Here is a 16,720-nt window from a genome sequence, read left to right as displayed (position 1 = left end):
CGAACACCCCGCAATCATAGCTGTTCTGCTGCGGGGCCATGCCGGCTCGCTGCAGAGAAGTCACGCCCAGCCGTGCCGCGAGCCGTTCTGCAGGCCCGTCATTGTGTCCCTGGACGGAATCGTAATGATAGGCGACGGGCTGTCGTTCCGGGCGGCGATCTATGAGTAGCAGCGACCAATGGGTGCCGTTAGGATCGGTCGCACCGGCATCGTTCACTGGCAGGAATAGGAAGTGGGCGACATCATGGTGATCCCGATCATAGATGATGCGCTGCCATGCGCTGAGCGCGTCGCGCTCGGCGCCCCAACTCAACTGAAAGGCGATGAGAGGATCGACGAACCGCGTTCCGGCGGCAAGATTCGGATGATCCATTTGCAACTTCTGCGTCAGGAGCTCGTAGTCCCTCTGGATATGCTCGTCGCCCAGCCATTGCTCGTCGTCCAGCCATTGCTCGGGGCCGAGTACCGGTGGAAGCTGCGGTCTTTTGCCCGATCCGGAGGCCTGTCCACCCGTTCGATCCGGCCTGGGACGAATGCGCCGGTCCTCAGCCGTGCGGAGCTCAGTGTGAGAAACGTTACCGGCCAGAGGATTGCGTGCAGTCGCCTCCCTATTCATCGGCCTAAATCGAGAGTGCGATCCAAACGACCCGTTTCCTGGCGTGAGATTAATTTGATCGCCTTGCGGATTGTATGGGGTCACAGGTCCTGCACCCGGCCGCAAGACCGCGGTATAGCGCATACCGTTGATAAGCAGACCCGGCGCCTGGAACAAAGTCGGCAGCAGGTTCTTTTTTTTTTCAGTTCGGCGATCAGTGGCGCAGGGGCATCGCCGCCGCGCCAACCCAAGGAAACGTAAGCTCCGAAATCAGCTTCTGGCTCCCCCATACAGGTGGGCACAGAGTGGCCATCGTGATCGAACTCGGGCGGCGGTAACCCGTCCAGCATCGATACACCGAAAGCATCGTCGCGCGTCATGGGCGATATGGCTTCATCAACATCCGAGCCGTCGACGTGCGCTTGCGGAGATGGCTGTCGTGTTTCCGATTGCGGCGATTCCCCAAATATCTCCTTGAGGAGCGCCTGACGCGCCCTCCGCGGGGAGGTACCTTCTCCCGCTGCCGGCGGTATCTCGTTTGTTTCAAGCTGCCGTTCCAGGTCCGCGGCGAAATCCTCAAGCTCCTTCGCGTAGTCCCGAAGCATCCTGATGCCACCGCTGACGCCCCCGCGGGCGCCCTTGTCAGCATGTTGGGCTTTATGGAACGCGATCACATCTTTGTTCAGCGAGGCGTCTGGGAGACGGTCGGCTATAGGCCTTCTGCCCGTCCTCCTAAGCCAGTCGCTGAACGCCTTAAGATGCTTAACTTCTCTGTTAAGCCTTTTGCGAGTTGCTACAAAAGGCCAGGGCGTCCCTACGCGAATGTTCGACTTAGCGACCTCAGCCGCCGCCGTGATCAGTGCTGCGTCTTCAGGAGAAGGCTTGAACCCAGGCTCGGTATCAGAACTTGACACGCCCAGACTTGGTGCGCCGCGTTCCACGCGAACTGAGGGAGCCACATGCGGTGATTGAGAGCCCATCGCCCGCGGGACCGAACCTTCTTGCTTACGGAGTGAGGCTCGAAGCCTCGTCAACGCGGTGAGGATCGTTCTGTCGCCGGCCCTCGCGAACTCTTGAGCATCTTTCGTCAGCCCCTCGTCGTGGAGTCGGCCAGCCATAGGCTGCTTTTTGTTTCCATAGAGCCAATCACTGAACCTGCGAAGCGTTGATGCGTAAGTGGCGATGGTTTTCAGCCGCAGATTCACGTCTAATATAGTCCTTACCGCGCTAATAAGCTCCTCGTCCTCAGCACATTGCGCTTTGAGATAACTGTCGCCTTTGCGTCCACCACGATACAACTTGGGATTCCTGAGCTTTTCCAGCACGCGCTTGAGCGAACCCATCCCATCGGGATCAAGCCCCTTATGTTTCGCATAGGACTGCACATCCTCATCCAGTCGGTCGAGCCGACCGGCCATTCCCGACCTCCCAGTCGTGCGGCACCAATCGCTGAAGCTATTCAGTCGGCCGACCATGTCTCTGACGTGTTTTACGCTAAAACCAGTCTTCTCAGCTTCGCTTTTGAAGTCGGAAATAAGCTTCTCGTCGTCCGGGTGGCTTTTATGCAGCGGACGGCCCGTCATGGTCGATCTCCGATGCAGGGGAGAGAGCACTATAGCGCGACAATCAGGATGAGAGCGCGTATTGCCTCACATATCGATGCTCCCGAGGGGATGTCCCGATCAGTGTTGAACCACGTCACGTCGGGCCGGCGTTTCCGGAATGCATGTTATGCGACCCTCGTGATGTGGGCAACGGGCTTGATCGTCATGCGATCGTGGTGATGACCTTGCCCCCAGATTTTATCCAGTTCTGAGTTCGCTCAAGCCATTGGATTTGCCCAGTTGGGCGGTGGTAGCGACGGGAGCTGGCGCGGAGCCATCGGCATAGCGCAGCGCCAGATCCCGGCGCGGGTGGCAGGTGAAGGCGAACTCGGAGGGTGTCTTCCATCCGAGCTGTGAGTGCGGTCGTGTGTAGTTATAATCGGCGCGCCAGCCGCGGATGGTGTCAGTAACTCGGTGTAAGATGGTTTCTGTGAGTTTACCTTTGACAGGAGACTCACATGGCTACGGATTTTTCACCTGAGATTTTGGACCAGCTTCTTGCCGGGGGCAGCCTCAAGCCAGAAGACTTAGCCGGCGAAGACGGGCTTTTCAGACGACTGAAGAAGGCGCTTCTGGAGCGCGCACTGGGTGCGGAGCTGACCCACCACCTTGGCTATGAGAAGGGCGACCCGGCGGGCCGCGGGTCGGGCAACAGCCGCAACGGCACAAGCAGCAAAGCGCTGTTCACGGACGACGGCGAGATCGAGATCGAGGTGCCGCGCGACCGCGCCGGCACGTTCGAACCGGTGATCGTCGCGAAGGGCCAGACCCGCTTCGACGGCTTCGACGAGAAGATCATCAGTCTCTACGGGCGGGGCATGACGGTACGGGAGATCCAGGGCCATCTGGCCGAGCTCTACGGCACCGAGGTGTCCCCCGATCTGATCAGCAAGGTCACCGACGCGATTCTCGACGGTCCGCGAATGGCAGAGCCGGCCGCTGGAAGCGATCTATCCGGTGGTCTTCTTCGACGCGCTCAGGGTCAAGATTCGCGATGAGGGGATGGTCAAGAACAAGGCAGTCTACGTCGTGCTGGGCATCACTGCATCGGGCGAGAAAGACGTGCTCGGGCTTTGGATCGAGCAAACCGAAGGCGCCAAATTCTGGCTCAAGGTCATGAACGATCTGAGGAACCGCGGCGTCGCCGACATCCTGATCGCCGTCGTCGACGGTCTGAAGGGCTTTCCCGAGGCGATCAACAGCGTCTTTCCCAAGGCGATGGTCCAGACCTGCATCGTGCATTTGATCCGCAACAGCCTATCCTTCGTGTCCTGGAAGGATCGCAAGGCGATCCTTCCCTCGATCAAGGCGATCTATCATGCCGAGAATGCCGACGCCGCTCTGCTCAGGCTCGAGGACTTCGAAGCCGAGTGGGGCAAGCGCTATCCCGGGCGGCCTGGCGCCGGGCGTGGGAGCACGTCATTCCGTTCTTCGCCTTCGCGCCGGAGATACGCAAAATGATCTATACCACCAACGCGGTCGAGGCGCTGAACCGTTCGCTGCGCAAGATCATCAAAACACGCGGCAGCTTCCCCAACGACGAGGCGGCGATGAAGCTGCTTTACCTCGCCATCAGAAATGCCGGCATCCATTGGCGACGACCGGTTGCATGGACGGCCGCAATGGGCCAGTTTGCCATCCAGTTCGGCGAGCGCTTTGCAGGCTCAGCGGACTGACCCCATGGGGTCAGTCCGCTGACCCCGCAACCCCCTCACAGAGACGCTCTTACACAAAACTTCTGACACTCCCCAGTCGAACGATCGGTGACAGTCTCGCGCTGCTTCCACTTCGCGACAGTCTTCTGGTTGATCCCGTAGCGCTTGGCGAGACCTCTCAGGCTCTCTTGACTATTTTGTATTGCTCGACGGACTGCCTCCGTCGTGGTGGCGCAGCCGTGTAAAATCTGTCCCATAGCGCTTCCTTCGAATCGTGCGACAAGGGTGCACCATCAAAGTCTGGGACTAAACAGATTGTGCGTCAATTGCGAATCGCTACGGCTGGGAGGCCCGACGCTTAAATCCGGTGGCCCACTATTTGCTGGAACGGAGCCTTATCGTGGATTACCGCGCGCTGGGGACGCTTCCTTGGGCGATCGTCCGCATCGTTGGCAACGACAACATGCGGCGTTTTGTGAAAAGCCGGCGCTGAAGGCCTAAGGTGACAGAATCACGCGAAAGCCCGCGGCGGCGGTTTTCTTGAGGTAAAGCTCGGTGGTCGCGAGAAGCTTGAGCGCGTCGTCGTTGATGGCTGCGACCGAGGCGCCGGGTTGGATGATGATGACCTCGAAGTTGATCGAGGCGCGCCTCGATTTGTCCCGGAAGTAGGCCAGCTGCTTGATGTCGCCTTTCAGGAAGCGGGAGCTGCCGCCCTTTATCCAAAGGTCGTGGCGGCGCTTCAGGTCATTATACAGGCGCGACATGCCCCGATGCTTGACGCTGACCGACTTCTGCGCCTGCCCACACACCGTATAGAAGTTGCGGATATCTGCGGAGACCTCGCCCCCGTGCGCGTTTTTGCAGTGGACGAGGCAAAGGGCGATGGTTTGCTCGTCGATGTCCTTCAGGCCCACCAGGTCGGCCGCTTCCCCCGATCCATCATCATTGAAGACCAGATCGAACTCGGCATGCAGTTGCTGGTAGGCTTTATACTGAATGGTGTCCTTCGCCCTGCTCTTGCCCATCGACTCGCGATTCAGCGGGATGCCCTTCCACGTCCAGGATTCCAGCCGCGCCACCGGGAATTTGCCTGCGTCCAGATTGGCCGGGATGCGATAGCAGTTGTAGGAATAGGTGCCATCCGCGTAGCGGACAATCAAAGGATCGACGACGAGATGTTCGGGCAGCGGAGCGACGACACCATTTGATTTTTTGAACTGCACATCCGGACCAGCAATCTTGGTGTGCGAATAGCCGGCCGGGAGACTGCTGGAAATCGTCAGCCGATATGTCGCGCTCAGCGAGTCGGCGGACAGGCGAATATGGATCGAACCATCGGTATCGACCGCAGCGATCTCAAGTTCAACGAGATAGAGCGCGACCTGTGTGCTGCCGAACTCCACATACTGGTCGGCGCCGATGGTTTGCGCATGCTCGCCCCACTCGACCCCAATGGGGTGCGAGGTATGTGCCGCAGCAAGACGGATCGGCCGGAGGAAGTCCCGCGTGATATTCGGCGCGGCCGCTTCCTCCATCGACACCTTCTTCCAGGTGCGGGCGCACCAGGCGACCCATTCCGCAAGCGTTCCGGCGTTTTGCTGCCAGACCTTGCCCTTGCGTTTGGCGCCACCCCAAAGAACCCGCTCGCCATCCTCATAGCCGAGGCAGGCGATGTTGTTCAGCTCGGACTCCGCCTTCTCGATGCTGGCGAGGCCTTCACGCCGAAATAGGACGTGAAGCTGATCGCGCCCACGCGCGATGAACCCAGACTTTTCGCGAGAGGCAGCCCGACGTTATTCAAAATTTGGAAGATCGGGGTGCCCGACAGCAGGCGGGCCTTATCGCCCGTTACGTGACATGCCAGCTGCTCGGTGCGCAAAGCATCATAGTCACTGGCATAAATGAATAGGGCGCCATTTGGCTTGTCCCACCACATCACTAGCAGGATGTAGCTCGTGTCCTCGAGCGACTGAAAGTTACCCCAGTCCACCGCGTCTTCGCGGTAGACCAGGCCTACAAGCAGGTCTGGGTTTCATCGAGCGCGTACCAGGTCTGGTCCTTGGACTTAAGAACCTTGACGTACTCCGTTGGAATCCACTTGGCGCACGATGTGCGATAAATCTGGGTCGAGAGGCGCGGGCGTAGGTTCCACAGCGAAATGTGCGCATGCAGCGTGCCTTTGCCCTTCAGGCCGGCGACCACATCCTGCAGGCGCAATTCCTGCTCGATCCGTTCCTCGCTGAGGCGACGGATGATTTTGTCCCAATCCGCCCCTTCGGCGTAGAGGCTGCCGAGCTTCTTTTCGGCCTCGGGGTCGGCGATATTTGTGACGACCGTGGCTTCGCCGATCGAGGCATCGCCCTTGCGCGTGATGCGGCCGATAAACTGCAGCGTGACCGCCAGGGATTTGTGTGTGTCGTGGAGCGCGGCGATCTTCAGGTTGGGCAGATCGACCCCTTCACCGAGCATGTCGACGCAGACAACGATACGCGAGCCGTTCTGGCCGCGATCATAGAGTTGCGCCAAGGACTTCGCGTTCGCAGCCTTGCGGTTCGGCCCCGAATAGACCAGGACCGGCTTCATCTCCGGAGCAAGCTTTTTGTACTCGCGCCAGACTTCCTGCGCGCGCTCCTTGCTGCGGGTCCTGGCCATGAGGAGATGATCGCGGCCCTGCTCGCTTCGATCACGTCGTAGCACCGCAACCGCCTCCGCCGCGATTCTGCGGTCGCGTGTCTCCTGGTCGCCGAATTCTTCGATGCTACGGAGGTTGATCGGCCTGTAGTAGCCCGCCTGCTGGGCGTCACCAAGCTTGAAGTTGAAGATGATCTTGCCGTCGACCTTCCGCTCATCGCGGCGGAAGGGCGTCGCCGTGAACTGCAGGATCTTCTTCGACTCGAACTTGTCCCGCACTTCTTTCCAGGTCGTGGCAGTGATGTGGTGGGCCTCATCCACGACGAGCGTAGAGCAGCCTTTGAGGAGCCGTTCCAGCGCGGCCGGCGCGGATGCCTTGAGGATATCTGGCGTAGCGACGATGACATTTGACGTTTCGACGATGCGGCCGGCGGCTGCCGCGCTCTCGATGCCCTTCGTGATCTTGGCGACGAACGGCCGCGCCAGCTCGATGGGGATGGCGCCGGCTGCCGGCAAGACACCCAGCGTGGAGAACTTCCCCGCGATCTGGTTGCGAAGAACCGAGCTGGGCACCAACACCAGCATCCTGCGTTCGCGACTGCAGACGAGGCTTGCGAGCATGGTTTCGGTTTTGCCCGTGCCGGTCGGCAAGACCACCGTTGCCGGCTCGAAATCCGACCCCACCGAGAAGTGAGCGGCGATCGCATGGAGCGCGCCGATCTGCGGCAGGCGAAGTCCCGGCGCATCGGTTTCGAGGTCTTCGACCGCGAAGGTGAATTTGTTGCGCCAGGATGCCCGGACCTTCTCGGGGGTATCTGCCCAGTTCTCCAGGGCACCAAGGCGATCCCATTTCAGCTCAAGCGGCGTCGTGGCATCGCCGTATTGACCGGGATCGAGCGCGGTCAGGACCGGCAGCGGACTATCGACCCGGTGCGCCTTCGGCAGGCGGATCAGCATCTCGTTGAACGGCGGCGCCAGGTCGAGCCTGATCAGGTCGTGGCCGTTGTACTGGGAATCGAAGAACAGGGCTGAAACCGTTGCCTGCGGGAAGACAGTCTGCGTGACAGAGTTCTTGCCCGCCGCAAGCCGACGTTCGGGCATGGCCGGCAAAACGACCGGTCGCCGCCATTTGCTGATCAAGCTCACGCTTGTTGCCGCCCCCGCCCGAGAATTCGATCCCTTGGTGATTCCATTGGTCCAGCTTACACTGAAAACGGGCGTTGGGGGACGATTCGCGGTTAGATTGCAGGCCGGCGCAATCGCAAAAAGCGATTATCTACAAGCCACTTGGGCTGCGGGTCTTTCCTCGCTCGGATAGTATGCGGCCATGGATTACAGCGAATATATTGTCTACGTCGACGAGAGCGGCGATCACGGCCTTACGAACATCAACCCGGACCACCCGGTCTTTGTGCTGGCGTTCTGCGTGGTCGAAAAGGCCAAGTACATCGAAACGGTCGTACCGGCTTTCCAGCGGCTGAAGTTCGATTTCTGGGGCCATGACAGCGTCGTGCTGCACGGTCACGAGATGCGCAAGGCGACCGGCGACTTCAACATCCTGCTCAATCCGAAAACCCGGGCTTCTTTCATCGACCGCGTAACCGCCCTTATCGGCGAGGCCGAGTTCACGCTCATTGCTGCGGTCATCGACAAGAAAAAGCATGTCGAGAAGTACAGCGCACCGGCCGATCCCTACAGCATCGCGCTGGGGTTTTGCATGGAGCGGCTTCAACGCCTGCTCATGGAGAAGAACCAGGCCGCCAAGATGACCCACCTTCAGGTGGAATGCCGCGGCAGGACGGAAGACGCCAGGCTGGAGCTGGAGTTTCGCCGCATCTGCGATGGCGCGAATGCGGTCGGGAAAATGCCGAACCTCGACATCCGCTTCATGGATAAGAAGCACAATTCGACCGGTCTGCAGCTGGCCGACCTGGTGGGGCACCCGATCGGCCGCCAAGTCATCAAGCCCGATCAGCCGAACCGAGCCTATGATGCCCTGAAATCCAAATTTCGGGCCGCCCCGAACGGTAAGATCGAGGGCTACGGCCTCAAGGTCTTCCCGTAGGTCCAAAAGCGAAGGGCCCCGGTGTTCACCGAGGCCCAGCGCCGATCGAGCATTCCCAATCCATTTAATGTCTAGATAGGACAAAACGTCCTAAAAGTCAAGGACTCCCCGAGACCGTTGTGCCTCCCGGGGGAGATCACCATGTCTTCCGGGGAGGTCGCTGAGACCTCCCGGCCGGGAGACCGTCTCGCCTCCCAGATTAGTACATCGCCTAACCATACGCAGTTGTCAGAGCCAATTGGCAGTACGCCAAGACCATAAGGGGGAGACCCCAGCGTCTCCCCCGCGGATTTGCAGTCTCGGAAGTTCTACGCATATTGCGGGTAGATCGTTTTTCGGAGCGTGTCATGACCACCACAGCCGCAGCACCAGAAGTCGCGCAGCTCAAAGTCAACGAAAAAAATGGACGGCGCCGCTGATGAAGGCGGGCTGGACGGCATTGCCGAACGTGATTTTTGAACGGCAGCGCGCGCTGGGGCTGGATGCGATCGACGTCAACATCATCCTGCACATCGCCTCCTACTGGTGAACGGCGGAAGGCAAGCCGTTTCCCTCGAAGCGGACCATTGCTGCGGCGATGGATGTTGAACCGCGCACCGTCCAGCGGCGGATTGCTGCCATGGAGGCTGCCAAGCTGATCCGGCGGGAAGAGCGGCGCAATTCGAGCACCGGCAGCATGACCAACATCTATCATCTCGACGGGCTGATTAAGGCCGCGGCGAAGGCCCCGAGGGCCGGCCGTAAGGGCAAGCCCAAGCTGACCGTCGTGCCGAAGGGGGGCGCCTGACCAGTTACGCGCCGTAATCTCAATCGGACAGAGCCCTGTCGGTCTTTGAAATCCAAGCCTAGACAACTCGGAGAGTAAGGGCAGGGGGTTGCAGGTTCAAGTCCTGCCGGCGCGCCCACGTTTTCGAATGGAAGAGGCCGTTCAATGGAAGATCACGCGGAGCGCGTGAAGCAGATACTCGCCACGGTGAAACCGCTGGCGGCCGAGTTTTACCGGCTCACCGGCAAGCCCCTGGGGGTGACCGGCGAGGTCGCCGAGTACGTCGCCGCTGAAAAGCTGCAGCTGGAGCTGACCCCGGCGCGGACATCGGGGTACGATGCCGTCCGCAAAACGCCGGATGGCGACGTGCGAATCCAAATCAAGGGACGAGCGTTTGGCGAGGACTCCAAGCCGAGCCAGCGCCTCGGCGGGATCAAAGAAAACGCGGACTGCGATGTGGTTCTTTTGGTCGTGCTCGACAACGTTACACTTGAGCCGGTCGGCATGTGGGAGGCCGGCTACGACAAGGTCGTTGCCCGGCTGAAAGAACCGGGTTCGAAAGCGCGCAACGAGCGCGGTGCTTTGAGCGTCGGGGATTTCAAACGGCTCGCAAAGGCTGTGTGGCCGCTGGCATGATGGGAGGGAGCCAAGGGCTCGCGGGGGGGAACAGCAAGGGCGCTGCCTGATGAAATAAGCACCGAGAAGGTCACCGCCATATCCGATGCCCTGAGCAAGATGCCCGGCGCGGAAATCGCGGCGTTGCCCGAACTTGAAGGCACGGATTTGCGGTGCTTCGGTCGCCTAATCCAGTGCTTCTGTTTCATAGACCTCAACCTGCGTCGGGTGCTTGAGCTATTTGAGCTTGCCGGCAAGCTTCCCGAGAAGTGGAAGAAGGACTATCCGAAGATACCGGATTCGTCGTTGGCCGACGCGCTCTCCAACGTGGTAAGGGCCCTCGACCCGAAGATCGAACCCATCGAGGAAATCTTCACCTGGCTCACGGCGATTTCGAAGTTTCGCGGGTTTCGCAATCTCGCCGGCCATGCTGCGGCAAAGCGGTATCCAAACGAGGACGTCTATGTCTTCGCGAACAAGAACACCAACGATGCAAAAAAAGCCGGACAACCGCTGCCGAAACACGGCCTCATGTTGAGCGTGGTCGACCGCTCCGAGTTCTTAGACATGGTGCAAGCCGCCGTAGACGGCCAGAAATGGCTATCGGAAAGGCTGACGAAATGGTCGGCGGCTTACTCAAAGCAACCCGCTACGGCCGTCACATCGTAAGCTTGTCGGTTGTGATCAAATCCTTCAGCTTCTTCGCTGAAGGCGGGATGCCTGGGCCGACGACGGGCTTGCCATCGGCTTCGGCAGCTACGACAGATTCATTCAGCTCGAGCAGAATTCCAGTACATCCGCCTTCTTCGACATGCCATAGGCAGCGCGCACCGCATCGCCGAGAATTCGCTGAAAACGTAGTGATCCTCATCCGGCCTCTCGTTCGGTGTCGATTCCATTCTCCAGCAGCGGAAGGTCTAAGCTCGGGATCTCCGGCATCGCCTTGCCAGCGATCGCCTGAAGGTATCCAACCATTCCGACCGTAGAGTCGATAACGGCCAATATCTGTGTCTCCCGCTTGGCCCACTGGCGCCCCATGAATTTGCGTTCCTTGTCGAGATCGTCACGCATATCGTTGAACTTCTCGACAACGGCCTCCACGCGCTGCTTGAATTTCGTCCCCGTCAGGTAGTTGTAGACCTGCTCCATCTTTGTTTGCTGCCCTTGCTGGACCAGGCGCGAGCTGCTCACGTCGATAAGGCCTTGGCGCAGCGCCACGGCAACCGGCAGTGCGCAGCGCGGATGGGCCACCCACACGCCGTCAACCAAGTCAAACTGCTCGATATGCTTGGGCAGGGCATGGGAGATGATGAGCGCGGCGTCCGCGCCGGAACGGCGCTGATCGTCACGCAGCTTGGCCAGCCAGCCATCGCTCCAGGCTTTCGTGCGCTTGGTCTCCCAAAGGATCATGCCGGCGGGCTGGCCAATCTGGCCATTCACCTGCTGGACAACGTCGGCCCCAAGCTCCCCCTTGCCGACCGGTTCGATGGTGTCCGTCGGAAAACGTCCGCGCAGAAGCTCCTCCAACTCAAGTTCGAGGACCTCACCCTGGGACTGCTGTGATCCTTGCTCGGCCTTGCGTTTCAGCTCCTCGATGGTCCGCGTCGTCGACTCGATGGTCTGGTCTTTCTCCGCGACCCGCAGCCGCGCGGCTTCATCGGCTTCTTGCCGGGCCTTGGCATGGATTTGCTCGACCGAGGCCTGCACGCGCTTTTCGATCGTGAGGTCCAGCTCGCGCTTCTCGTCATCCAGCGCCCGCTGCTTGCGCATCACTTCGGCGTGGGCCTGTTGCGCTTCCGCCAGCTTGGCATTGTTGCCATCGAGCATCTGGCGAAGCTCGGCGTTCTCGCTGGCCTTTGTCGCAAGCTCAGCCGAGGCGGCCTCACGTGCCTTCTTGGCTTCGATGGCAACCAGCTGGCTCCGCTCTGTCGCGAGGCGTTGCTTGACCTGGTCATCGAGCGTCTCGCGCTCCTTCTCCAGCTGCTCGCGCTGCTGGCGCAATTCATCAGACCTGCGCGCGACCTCCGCGTCCTTGCTGGCAAGCTGTTCCTGAAAACGCTGGCGGGTCTCCGCCAGAAGGGGGGCGGCGAGGGATTCCGTAACCCGGATCTCGTGGTTGCAATTGGGACAGTGAAGGATGGGTTCATGCGCGGCCCCAGCCACGGTTGCGTTGAATGTCATGAACCCTCCCGTTCCGTCGCCTTAAGCCGGAATAAACGTGATCCGGCCAGCCTCTCCACGCTTTCTGTGCGGCTTTACCGTTATTTCGACATCCTGATCGAACGCTGTCAGCATTCGCATCAGCTTTTCCACCGAAACCAGCTTGAAATGGCCCCGGAGCAGCTTGGACAGGTCCGGTTGCTTCATCTCGACCAGCTTGGCGGCATCGGTCTGCGTAATCTCCCGCTCTTCCATCAGCCGTTTCAACTGCACGACTAGGGCAGCCTTGAGCTGGTGCTCCTCGGCGTTTGGCAGGCCGAGGTCAGCGAAAATGTTGCCGGTGCCCCGGCTATGGGCAGGCAGCTTATTCTTCGTGCTCATCATCGATCTCCCTTTGTTGCCTTATGGATCGCTTCGGCGTCCCGCAGACGCTGGCGCACCAGGTCAATGTGCCGCTGCGGTGTCGCAATGCCGCCGGTGGACTTTTTCTGAAACGCGTGCAGGACGTACAGGACGCCCTCCAGCCGCGTTGTGTAGACGGTTCGATAGGTATCGCCGTCAAAGTTGTCGCGAATCTCCAGAACCCCGCTCAAGCCTTTAAGGGGCTTGGCGTTGCGCGGGTGTTCACCGAGCTGCGCTTCGAAAAGTGACTGGCCGATCTCGCTTCGGACAGCCGCGGGAAAAGCCCGCAGGTCCTTCTTGCTCGAACCCACGAAAACCGTGGGCTTGACCGTGCGCAGTAGATCATTCACGGGATTATAGTAATATACCTATAGGTCGCTGTCAACGATCCAACGAAGGTGAGGGGACAGGGCGCTTGACAACAGAAACGAGCCACCCTCCATTGCCACAATTAATGATTTTGCATTGCCCCTCATACAATTTTTCCCGGAGCCCCCATGGCCGGCGACGACGATCTGTTTGACTGGTGCGCTGCACGCCCGCTCTGGCAACAGGAAGCCATCCGTCTCTTGAGCGCAAGACCGTCGCTGGACCCCGATGAATTCAACCAGCTTGAGCAGGCCGTTCGAGCCGCAGCTGGGTTTTCCAATGAAAAGCCGCCAACGTGGCCCGCATTGACCAAGACCCGCCTGAAGGCGGGTAACCGGTTCGCGCCGGTGACTGTTCTGGGCTCCATTGGTCCGCTACGCAACATCGACCGGTTGGCCGCCGAGCAGCCGCCGCTGAAGTTCGCGATCAACGGCGTGACGCTCATTTACGGGCCCAACGGTTCGGGCAAGAGCGGCTATTGCCGCATTGCCAAGAAAATCTGCCACTGCCTGCATGACGTGACGTTGCGGGGCAATGTGTTCGAGCCGGAATCGTCCGATCCCCGTGAGGTGACCCTGACCTTCCGCGTCGATGGCGATAACAAGCGCACCGTGGTTTGGGATGATCGTAGCGCGCCGCCGCCGGAACTCGGCAGAATCTCCGTCTTCGACAGCGATGCCGCCGGCCTGTATGTCGACGCCGAGCGCAATATCGAGTTTCTGCCGTTCGAGCTAGCCCTGCTGACCAATCTCGCTGAGGTGCTGCGCACCCTGGACAGCCGCTTCAAGGCGGAAGAAGCGCGCCTGACCAAGGCGCACCAGGCGCCGCTGCCGCTCGGATATGACAAGCGCACCAAAATCGCGGCGCTGTTGGCGAACCTAAAGCCGGATCAGCAGCTGCCCAGCGAAGAGGCCATGCGGGCTTTGGCGACCTGGAGTGACAGGGAGGAGGCCGATCTTCAGGCGATCAAGCAAGAGCTCGGCCGTGACCCGGTCCTCCTGACGCGGGTGAAGGAGGCCAGCAAGTCGGCGGTCCAAGAGTTGGTAGCCAATGCCGATGCGATCTTCGATGCGATCGGCAACGCGGGCCTGGCGAGACTGAAGCAGGCTCAGCAAAAGGCGGCGTCGACACGCGAGGCCGCCAAGGCCGCCGCTGCCGCCCTGGCGGCAGAATCAGCTGTTCCGCAGTTGGGTAGTGCCACCTGGCGTCAGATGCTGATGTACGCGCGCGATTTCGCGGCCGAAGCATACCCGGCCGCCGAACCGCCGCAGCTGGCGACGGCCGGCACCTGCGTCCTCTGCCATCAGCCGCTCGACGGTCCGGCCCAGGCACGCTTGGCCGCGTTTGACGAGTATGTCCAGGGCCGGGCCAACGCGGATGCCGAGACCGCGAAGAACGAGTTCGCGGAAATCGCCAAAGCGATCCTCGATCTGAAGATCTCCGGCGGTCAGGACATCAAGGACAGGCTCGTCAATTTCGTTGAGGGCTCGAAGCCGCGTCAGGCCCTGGCCGACAGGATGGAGCGGTTTTATGTGGCCAGCCAGGAGCCCTGGTCTGTGCAGCCGTCAGGGCCGTCGACTACGCGCGTCTTGACGGTCTCGCGGATCTCGACCGGTCAGCGATTGACGAACTGCTGGGCGAAGTGGCTGTCCTCGTTAAGGAAATCGAGGCATTGAAGCCTTCGGCAGATGACACCTCCAAGCGCCAGCGGCGCCAGCAGGAGCTGGATGAACTGGAGGCGCGGAAGAAGTTCTCCGCCGACATCGAGACGTTCGTGGCCCGGCGCAACGCGCTTGACTTGCTCGTGAAGACCAAGGCGTGCGCGGCGGCCTGTGCCGTCGCCAGCGTCACCTCCCACATCACACGCATCAGGCGCAAGGTTCTGACCACGTCGCTGCAAACCAGCCTTCAGGACGAGATCGTTGCGCTTGATCTGCAGCATCTGCCGCTCAAGCTCGCCGACCGTGGCGAGGTGGGCAAGAGCAAGGTTCATATCGGGCTAGAGGCCCAGCAGAAGGTCGGCAAGAACAGCGAGATCCTGAGCGAAGGAGAGAAGCGGGCGCTAGCGCTCGCGGGCTTCCTCGCGGAGCTGAAGGAAGTCGGCGCCCGGCACGGGATCGTCGTCGATGACCCGGTATCGTCGCTAGACCACGCCCGCATGGAGGCCGTCGCAAGGCGACTGGTGAAGGAGGCCGCTGCCGGCAGGCAGGTGATCATCTTCACGCACAACCTGTTCTTCCACTACGCCGTCCTTGAAGCGGCCCACGAGCTGAAGGTGCGCGTGCGGGAGGAATGGATCGCCAAGCACGGTGATGGGCGGTTCGGGATCATCGACAACAACCAGCAGCCATGGATTTCCATGGGAGTGACCAAGCGGCTGTCGATCATCGACGACCGGCTCCAAAAGAAGAGGGCAACCTATTCGGAAGCCGACGAAGCCAATCGTTCGTTTGTGACGGATGTCTACACCAAAATGCGCGAGACATGGGAGCACGCAATAGAGGAAATCCTGTTCGCTGGCGTTGTCGGCCGCTTCCGGCCCAATGTCGCGACGATGAGGCTGAGGGCCGCCCACGTCGACAAGTCAGACTACGAGGCGATCTATGCTGGTATGACGCGATGCTCGAAATATTCGGGCCATGACCAGGCGGCGGGCGTGCCGGCTGATCTTCCCAAGTTTGCGGATATCAAGGCCGACCTCGATAAGCTCACCTCGTATGTCACTGCGGCGAACACCCGGCGGAAAACGCTGGAAAAAGAAGGCCAGGCCTATGAAGACGGGCCGATGGCGGCCGACGTTCTTGATTGACCGTCAGCTGACAGCTCTGGTGCAGACATGAAGCTGCGGATCTGGCTGCCCTTGCTCTGGCTTTGTTGCGGAACAGCACCGAGCTTTGCGGGGCGCCGGCATGTTCCTGTGCCGCTCTCCGGTCGTGGCCAACGACTTCTGGACCGACCTCAACCAGGCTGCCGGCGCTGGCGTGAAGTTGAATATGGATATTGCGCGCAATATCGCGCAGAAGAATGGCTGTTCGTTCGTCTCGTCGTCGAGTCTTAAGCCCGTTGATTTCACCGCCGGGCAAATGGCCATCACGGATGGCAAGGTCAAAGGCTGGGCGGCGCCGCAGCTCTACATCATGTACGTAAACCGGCCAGCAAATTGAGTACTGCTGTCTGGCAGTGGTCGACGGCTTTCCCGCGAGTAATTGCCCTCAGGTGGAATCCGGTCGCCGCAGATATCGCAATCTTTGTGGCCTTCAGCACGCGGGATCGCTCTGGTGTATCCGAGTTTGGACAGATCGAGCCTTCATGCCCGCCGGTACGAAAATCGGGTCCGCTTCTTGACCGGCGGCCAATACTTGTAGCTATCCGGAAAGAACCGCACCTACAAACCGAATACCCGTTATTTCGCAGTCCTTGTTCGCATGCCAAATGGGCCAGAATCTGGTTTGACTGGCCCCCACTTCGCATGGTGCGGCGCCCACCTCGGCTTTGACATTGGGCCCCCGACCATCAACGGTTGACTGTATCGTTACAATCGAAAGTACGCCTGGGGCATAACAAGAACGGACAAATGGGCCGCGCTTACAGAGGGAATTGCGCCGATCTCGGTCTGAAATGGACCCCGATTGTGGGACCACGTGCTTAGTTGGAAGGGGCTGCTCCGTTTGATAGACGGAGCGCATGATGACAACGAAGACGAGACGCAAGATCGACGCGGCACTGAAGGCAAAGATCGCGCTGGAAGCCGTGCGGGAGCAGACGACGGTGGCCGATCTGGCCCAGCGCTATGAGGTTCACCCGAACCAGATCTATGCCTGGAAGAAGCAGCTGCTGGACCAGGCGGCCCGGGCCTTT

Annotated in this window: 16 protein-coding genes, 1 tRNA gene and 3 pseudogenes; 10 read left to right on the top strand and 10 right to left on the bottom strand. The window is 60.3% G+C overall.

The genetic code is table 11. From position 1 onward, the window contains the following. From GA0061099_RS42465 to GA0061099_RS36800, 3 genes and pseudogenes are all read right to left on the bottom strand, one after another. Positions 1-373: pseudogene (locus GA0061099_RS42465) on the bottom strand (Ulp1 family isopeptidase); the annotation flags it as partial. Between the two features lie 323 nt (positions 374-696). Next, a complete protein-coding gene (locus GA0061099_RS36805) occupies positions 697-2,178 on the bottom strand; it encodes a hypothetical protein (RefSeq protein ID WP_074448517.1) in 1,482 nt (493 codons plus the stop codon). Positions 2,179-2,397: 219 nt separating this feature from the next. Then, the gene (locus GA0061099_RS36800) at positions 2,398-2,622 is read right to left on the bottom strand and encodes an integrase core domain-containing protein (protein WP_083235173.1); all 225 of its coding nucleotides are present in this window, start codon (positions 2,620-2,622) and stop codon (positions 2,398-2,400) included. Between the two features lie 35 nt (positions 2,623-2,657). Between GA0061099_RS36800 and GA0061099_RS39560 the strand changes: the two are divergent. Further along, positions 2,658-3,875: pseudogene (locus tag GA0061099_RS39560) on the top strand (IS256 family transposase). 71 nt (positions 3,876-3,946) lie between these two features. Here GA0061099_RS39560 and GA0061099_RS36785 read toward each other — a convergent pair. The 4 genes and pseudogenes from GA0061099_RS36785 to GA0061099_RS42450 form a co-directional block, all read right to left on the bottom strand. Next, positions 3,947-4,111, bottom strand: a pseudogene (locus GA0061099_RS36785) (IS481 family transposase); the annotation flags it as partial. A 240-nt stretch (positions 4,112-4,351) separates the two neighbouring features. Next, positions 4,352-5,389: a hypothetical protein gene (locus GA0061099_RS42460; RefSeq protein ID WP_244621037.1), complete on the bottom strand. Its 1,038-nt coding sequence runs from the start codon at positions 5,387-5,389 to the stop codon at positions 4,352-4,354. A 143-nt stretch (positions 5,390-5,532) separates the two neighbouring features. Further along, positions 5,533-5,844: a hypothetical protein gene (locus tag GA0061099_RS42455; protein WP_244621038.1), complete on the bottom strand. Its 312-nt coding sequence runs from the start codon at positions 5,842-5,844 to the stop codon at positions 5,533-5,535. Between the two features lie 23 nt (positions 5,845-5,867). After that, positions 5,868-7,586 (bottom strand): DEAD/DEAH box helicase, encoded by a 1,719-nt coding sequence (locus GA0061099_RS42450; protein WP_244621039.1) that lies wholly within the window; start codon positions 7,584-7,586, stop codon positions 5,868-5,870. Between the two features lie 226 nt (positions 7,587-7,812). Between GA0061099_RS42450 and GA0061099_RS36775 the strand changes: the two genes are divergently transcribed. The 5 genes from GA0061099_RS36775 (at position 7,813) to GA0061099_RS36760 (ending at position 10,600) form a co-directional block, all read left to right on the top strand. Next, complete coding sequence (locus GA0061099_RS36775; RefSeq protein WP_074448514.1) at positions 7,813-8,550, top strand: DUF3800 domain-containing protein; 738 nt, start codon at positions 7,813-7,815, stop codon at positions 8,548-8,550. Between the two features lie 619 nt (positions 8,551-9,169). Then, entirely contained in the window at positions 9,170-9,337 is a 168-nt protein-coding gene (locus GA0061099_RS41915) for a hypothetical protein (RefSeq protein ID WP_199751065.1), read from the top strand. A gap of 7 nt (positions 9,338-9,344) precedes the next feature. After that, positions 9,345-9,455, top strand: a tRNA-OTHER gene (locus tag GA0061099_RS41695). Positions 9,456-9,481: 26 nt separating this feature from the next. Continuing rightward, positions 9,482-9,952 carry a DUF6998 domain-containing protein gene (locus GA0061099_RS36765; RefSeq protein WP_074448513.1) on the top strand — a complete coding sequence of 157 codons (471 nt, stop codon included), beginning with the start codon at positions 9,482-9,484 and terminating at the stop codon, positions 9,950-9,952. 99 nt (positions 9,953-10,051) lie between these two features. Continuing rightward, complete coding sequence (locus tag GA0061099_RS36760; RefSeq protein WP_074448512.1) at positions 10,052-10,600, top strand: hypothetical protein; 549 nt, start codon at positions 10,052-10,054, stop codon at positions 10,598-10,600. A 198-nt stretch (positions 10,601-10,798) separates the two neighbouring features. Here GA0061099_RS36760 and GA0061099_RS36755 read toward each other — a convergent pair whose 3' ends face one another. Genes GA0061099_RS36755 through GA0061099_RS36745 form a run of 3 tightly spaced genes read right to left on the bottom strand, consistent with a single transcriptional unit; the run spans position 10,799 to position 12,843 of the window. Next, entirely contained in the window at positions 10,799-12,112 is a 1,314-nt protein-coding gene (locus GA0061099_RS36755; RefSeq protein ID WP_074448511.1) for a DUF2130 domain-containing protein, read from the bottom strand. A 21-nt stretch (positions 12,113-12,133) separates the two neighbouring features. Further along, complete coding sequence (locus tag GA0061099_RS36750) at positions 12,134-12,475, bottom strand: helix-turn-helix domain-containing protein (protein WP_083235172.1); 342 nt, start codon at positions 12,473-12,475, stop codon at positions 12,134-12,136. Further along, positions 12,472-12,843, bottom strand: coding sequence for a type II toxin-antitoxin system RelE/ParE family toxin (locus GA0061099_RS36745; RefSeq protein WP_074448509.1), 372 nt, complete (start codon positions 12,841-12,843; stop codon positions 12,472-12,474). Before GA0061099_RS36745 ends, GA0061099_RS36750 begins: the two co-directional genes overlap by 4 nt. A gap of 147 nt (positions 12,844-12,990) precedes the next feature. Here GA0061099_RS36745 and GA0061099_RS41690 point away from each other — a divergent pair, with 147 nt between their 5' ends. From GA0061099_RS41690 to GA0061099_RS43255, 4 genes are all read left to right on the top strand, one after another. After that, positions 12,991-14,538: a hypothetical protein gene (locus GA0061099_RS41690; RefSeq protein WP_074448508.1), complete on the top strand. Its 1,548-nt coding sequence runs from the start codon at positions 12,991-12,993 to the stop codon at positions 14,536-14,538. Further along, positions 14,535-15,671 (top strand): AAA family ATPase, encoded by a 1,137-nt coding sequence (locus GA0061099_RS36735; protein ID WP_074448507.1) that lies wholly within the window; start codon positions 14,535-14,537, stop codon positions 15,669-15,671. The genes GA0061099_RS41690 and GA0061099_RS36735 overlap by 4 nt, the downstream gene beginning before the upstream one ends. A 100-nt stretch (positions 15,672-15,771) precedes the next feature. Further along, entirely contained in the window at positions 15,772-16,026 is a 255-nt protein-coding gene (locus GA0061099_RS36730) for a hypothetical protein (RefSeq protein ID WP_074448506.1), read from the top strand. A gap of 520 nt (positions 16,027-16,546) precedes the next feature. After that, positions 16,547-16,720: transposase (locus GA0061099_RS43255; RefSeq protein ID WP_141697775.1), on the top strand; the 174-nt coding region annotated here is incomplete at its 3' end.

Origin of the sequence: Bradyrhizobium yuanmingense (genome assembly GCF_900094575.1) — a bacterium.
GTDB classification, from domain to species: domain Bacteria; phylum Pseudomonadota; class Alphaproteobacteria; order Rhizobiales; family Xanthobacteraceae; genus Bradyrhizobium; species Bradyrhizobium yuanmingense.
The sequence above is the reverse complement of the archived record's forward strand: the minus strand, read 5'-3'. Positions and strand labels throughout refer to the sequence as shown.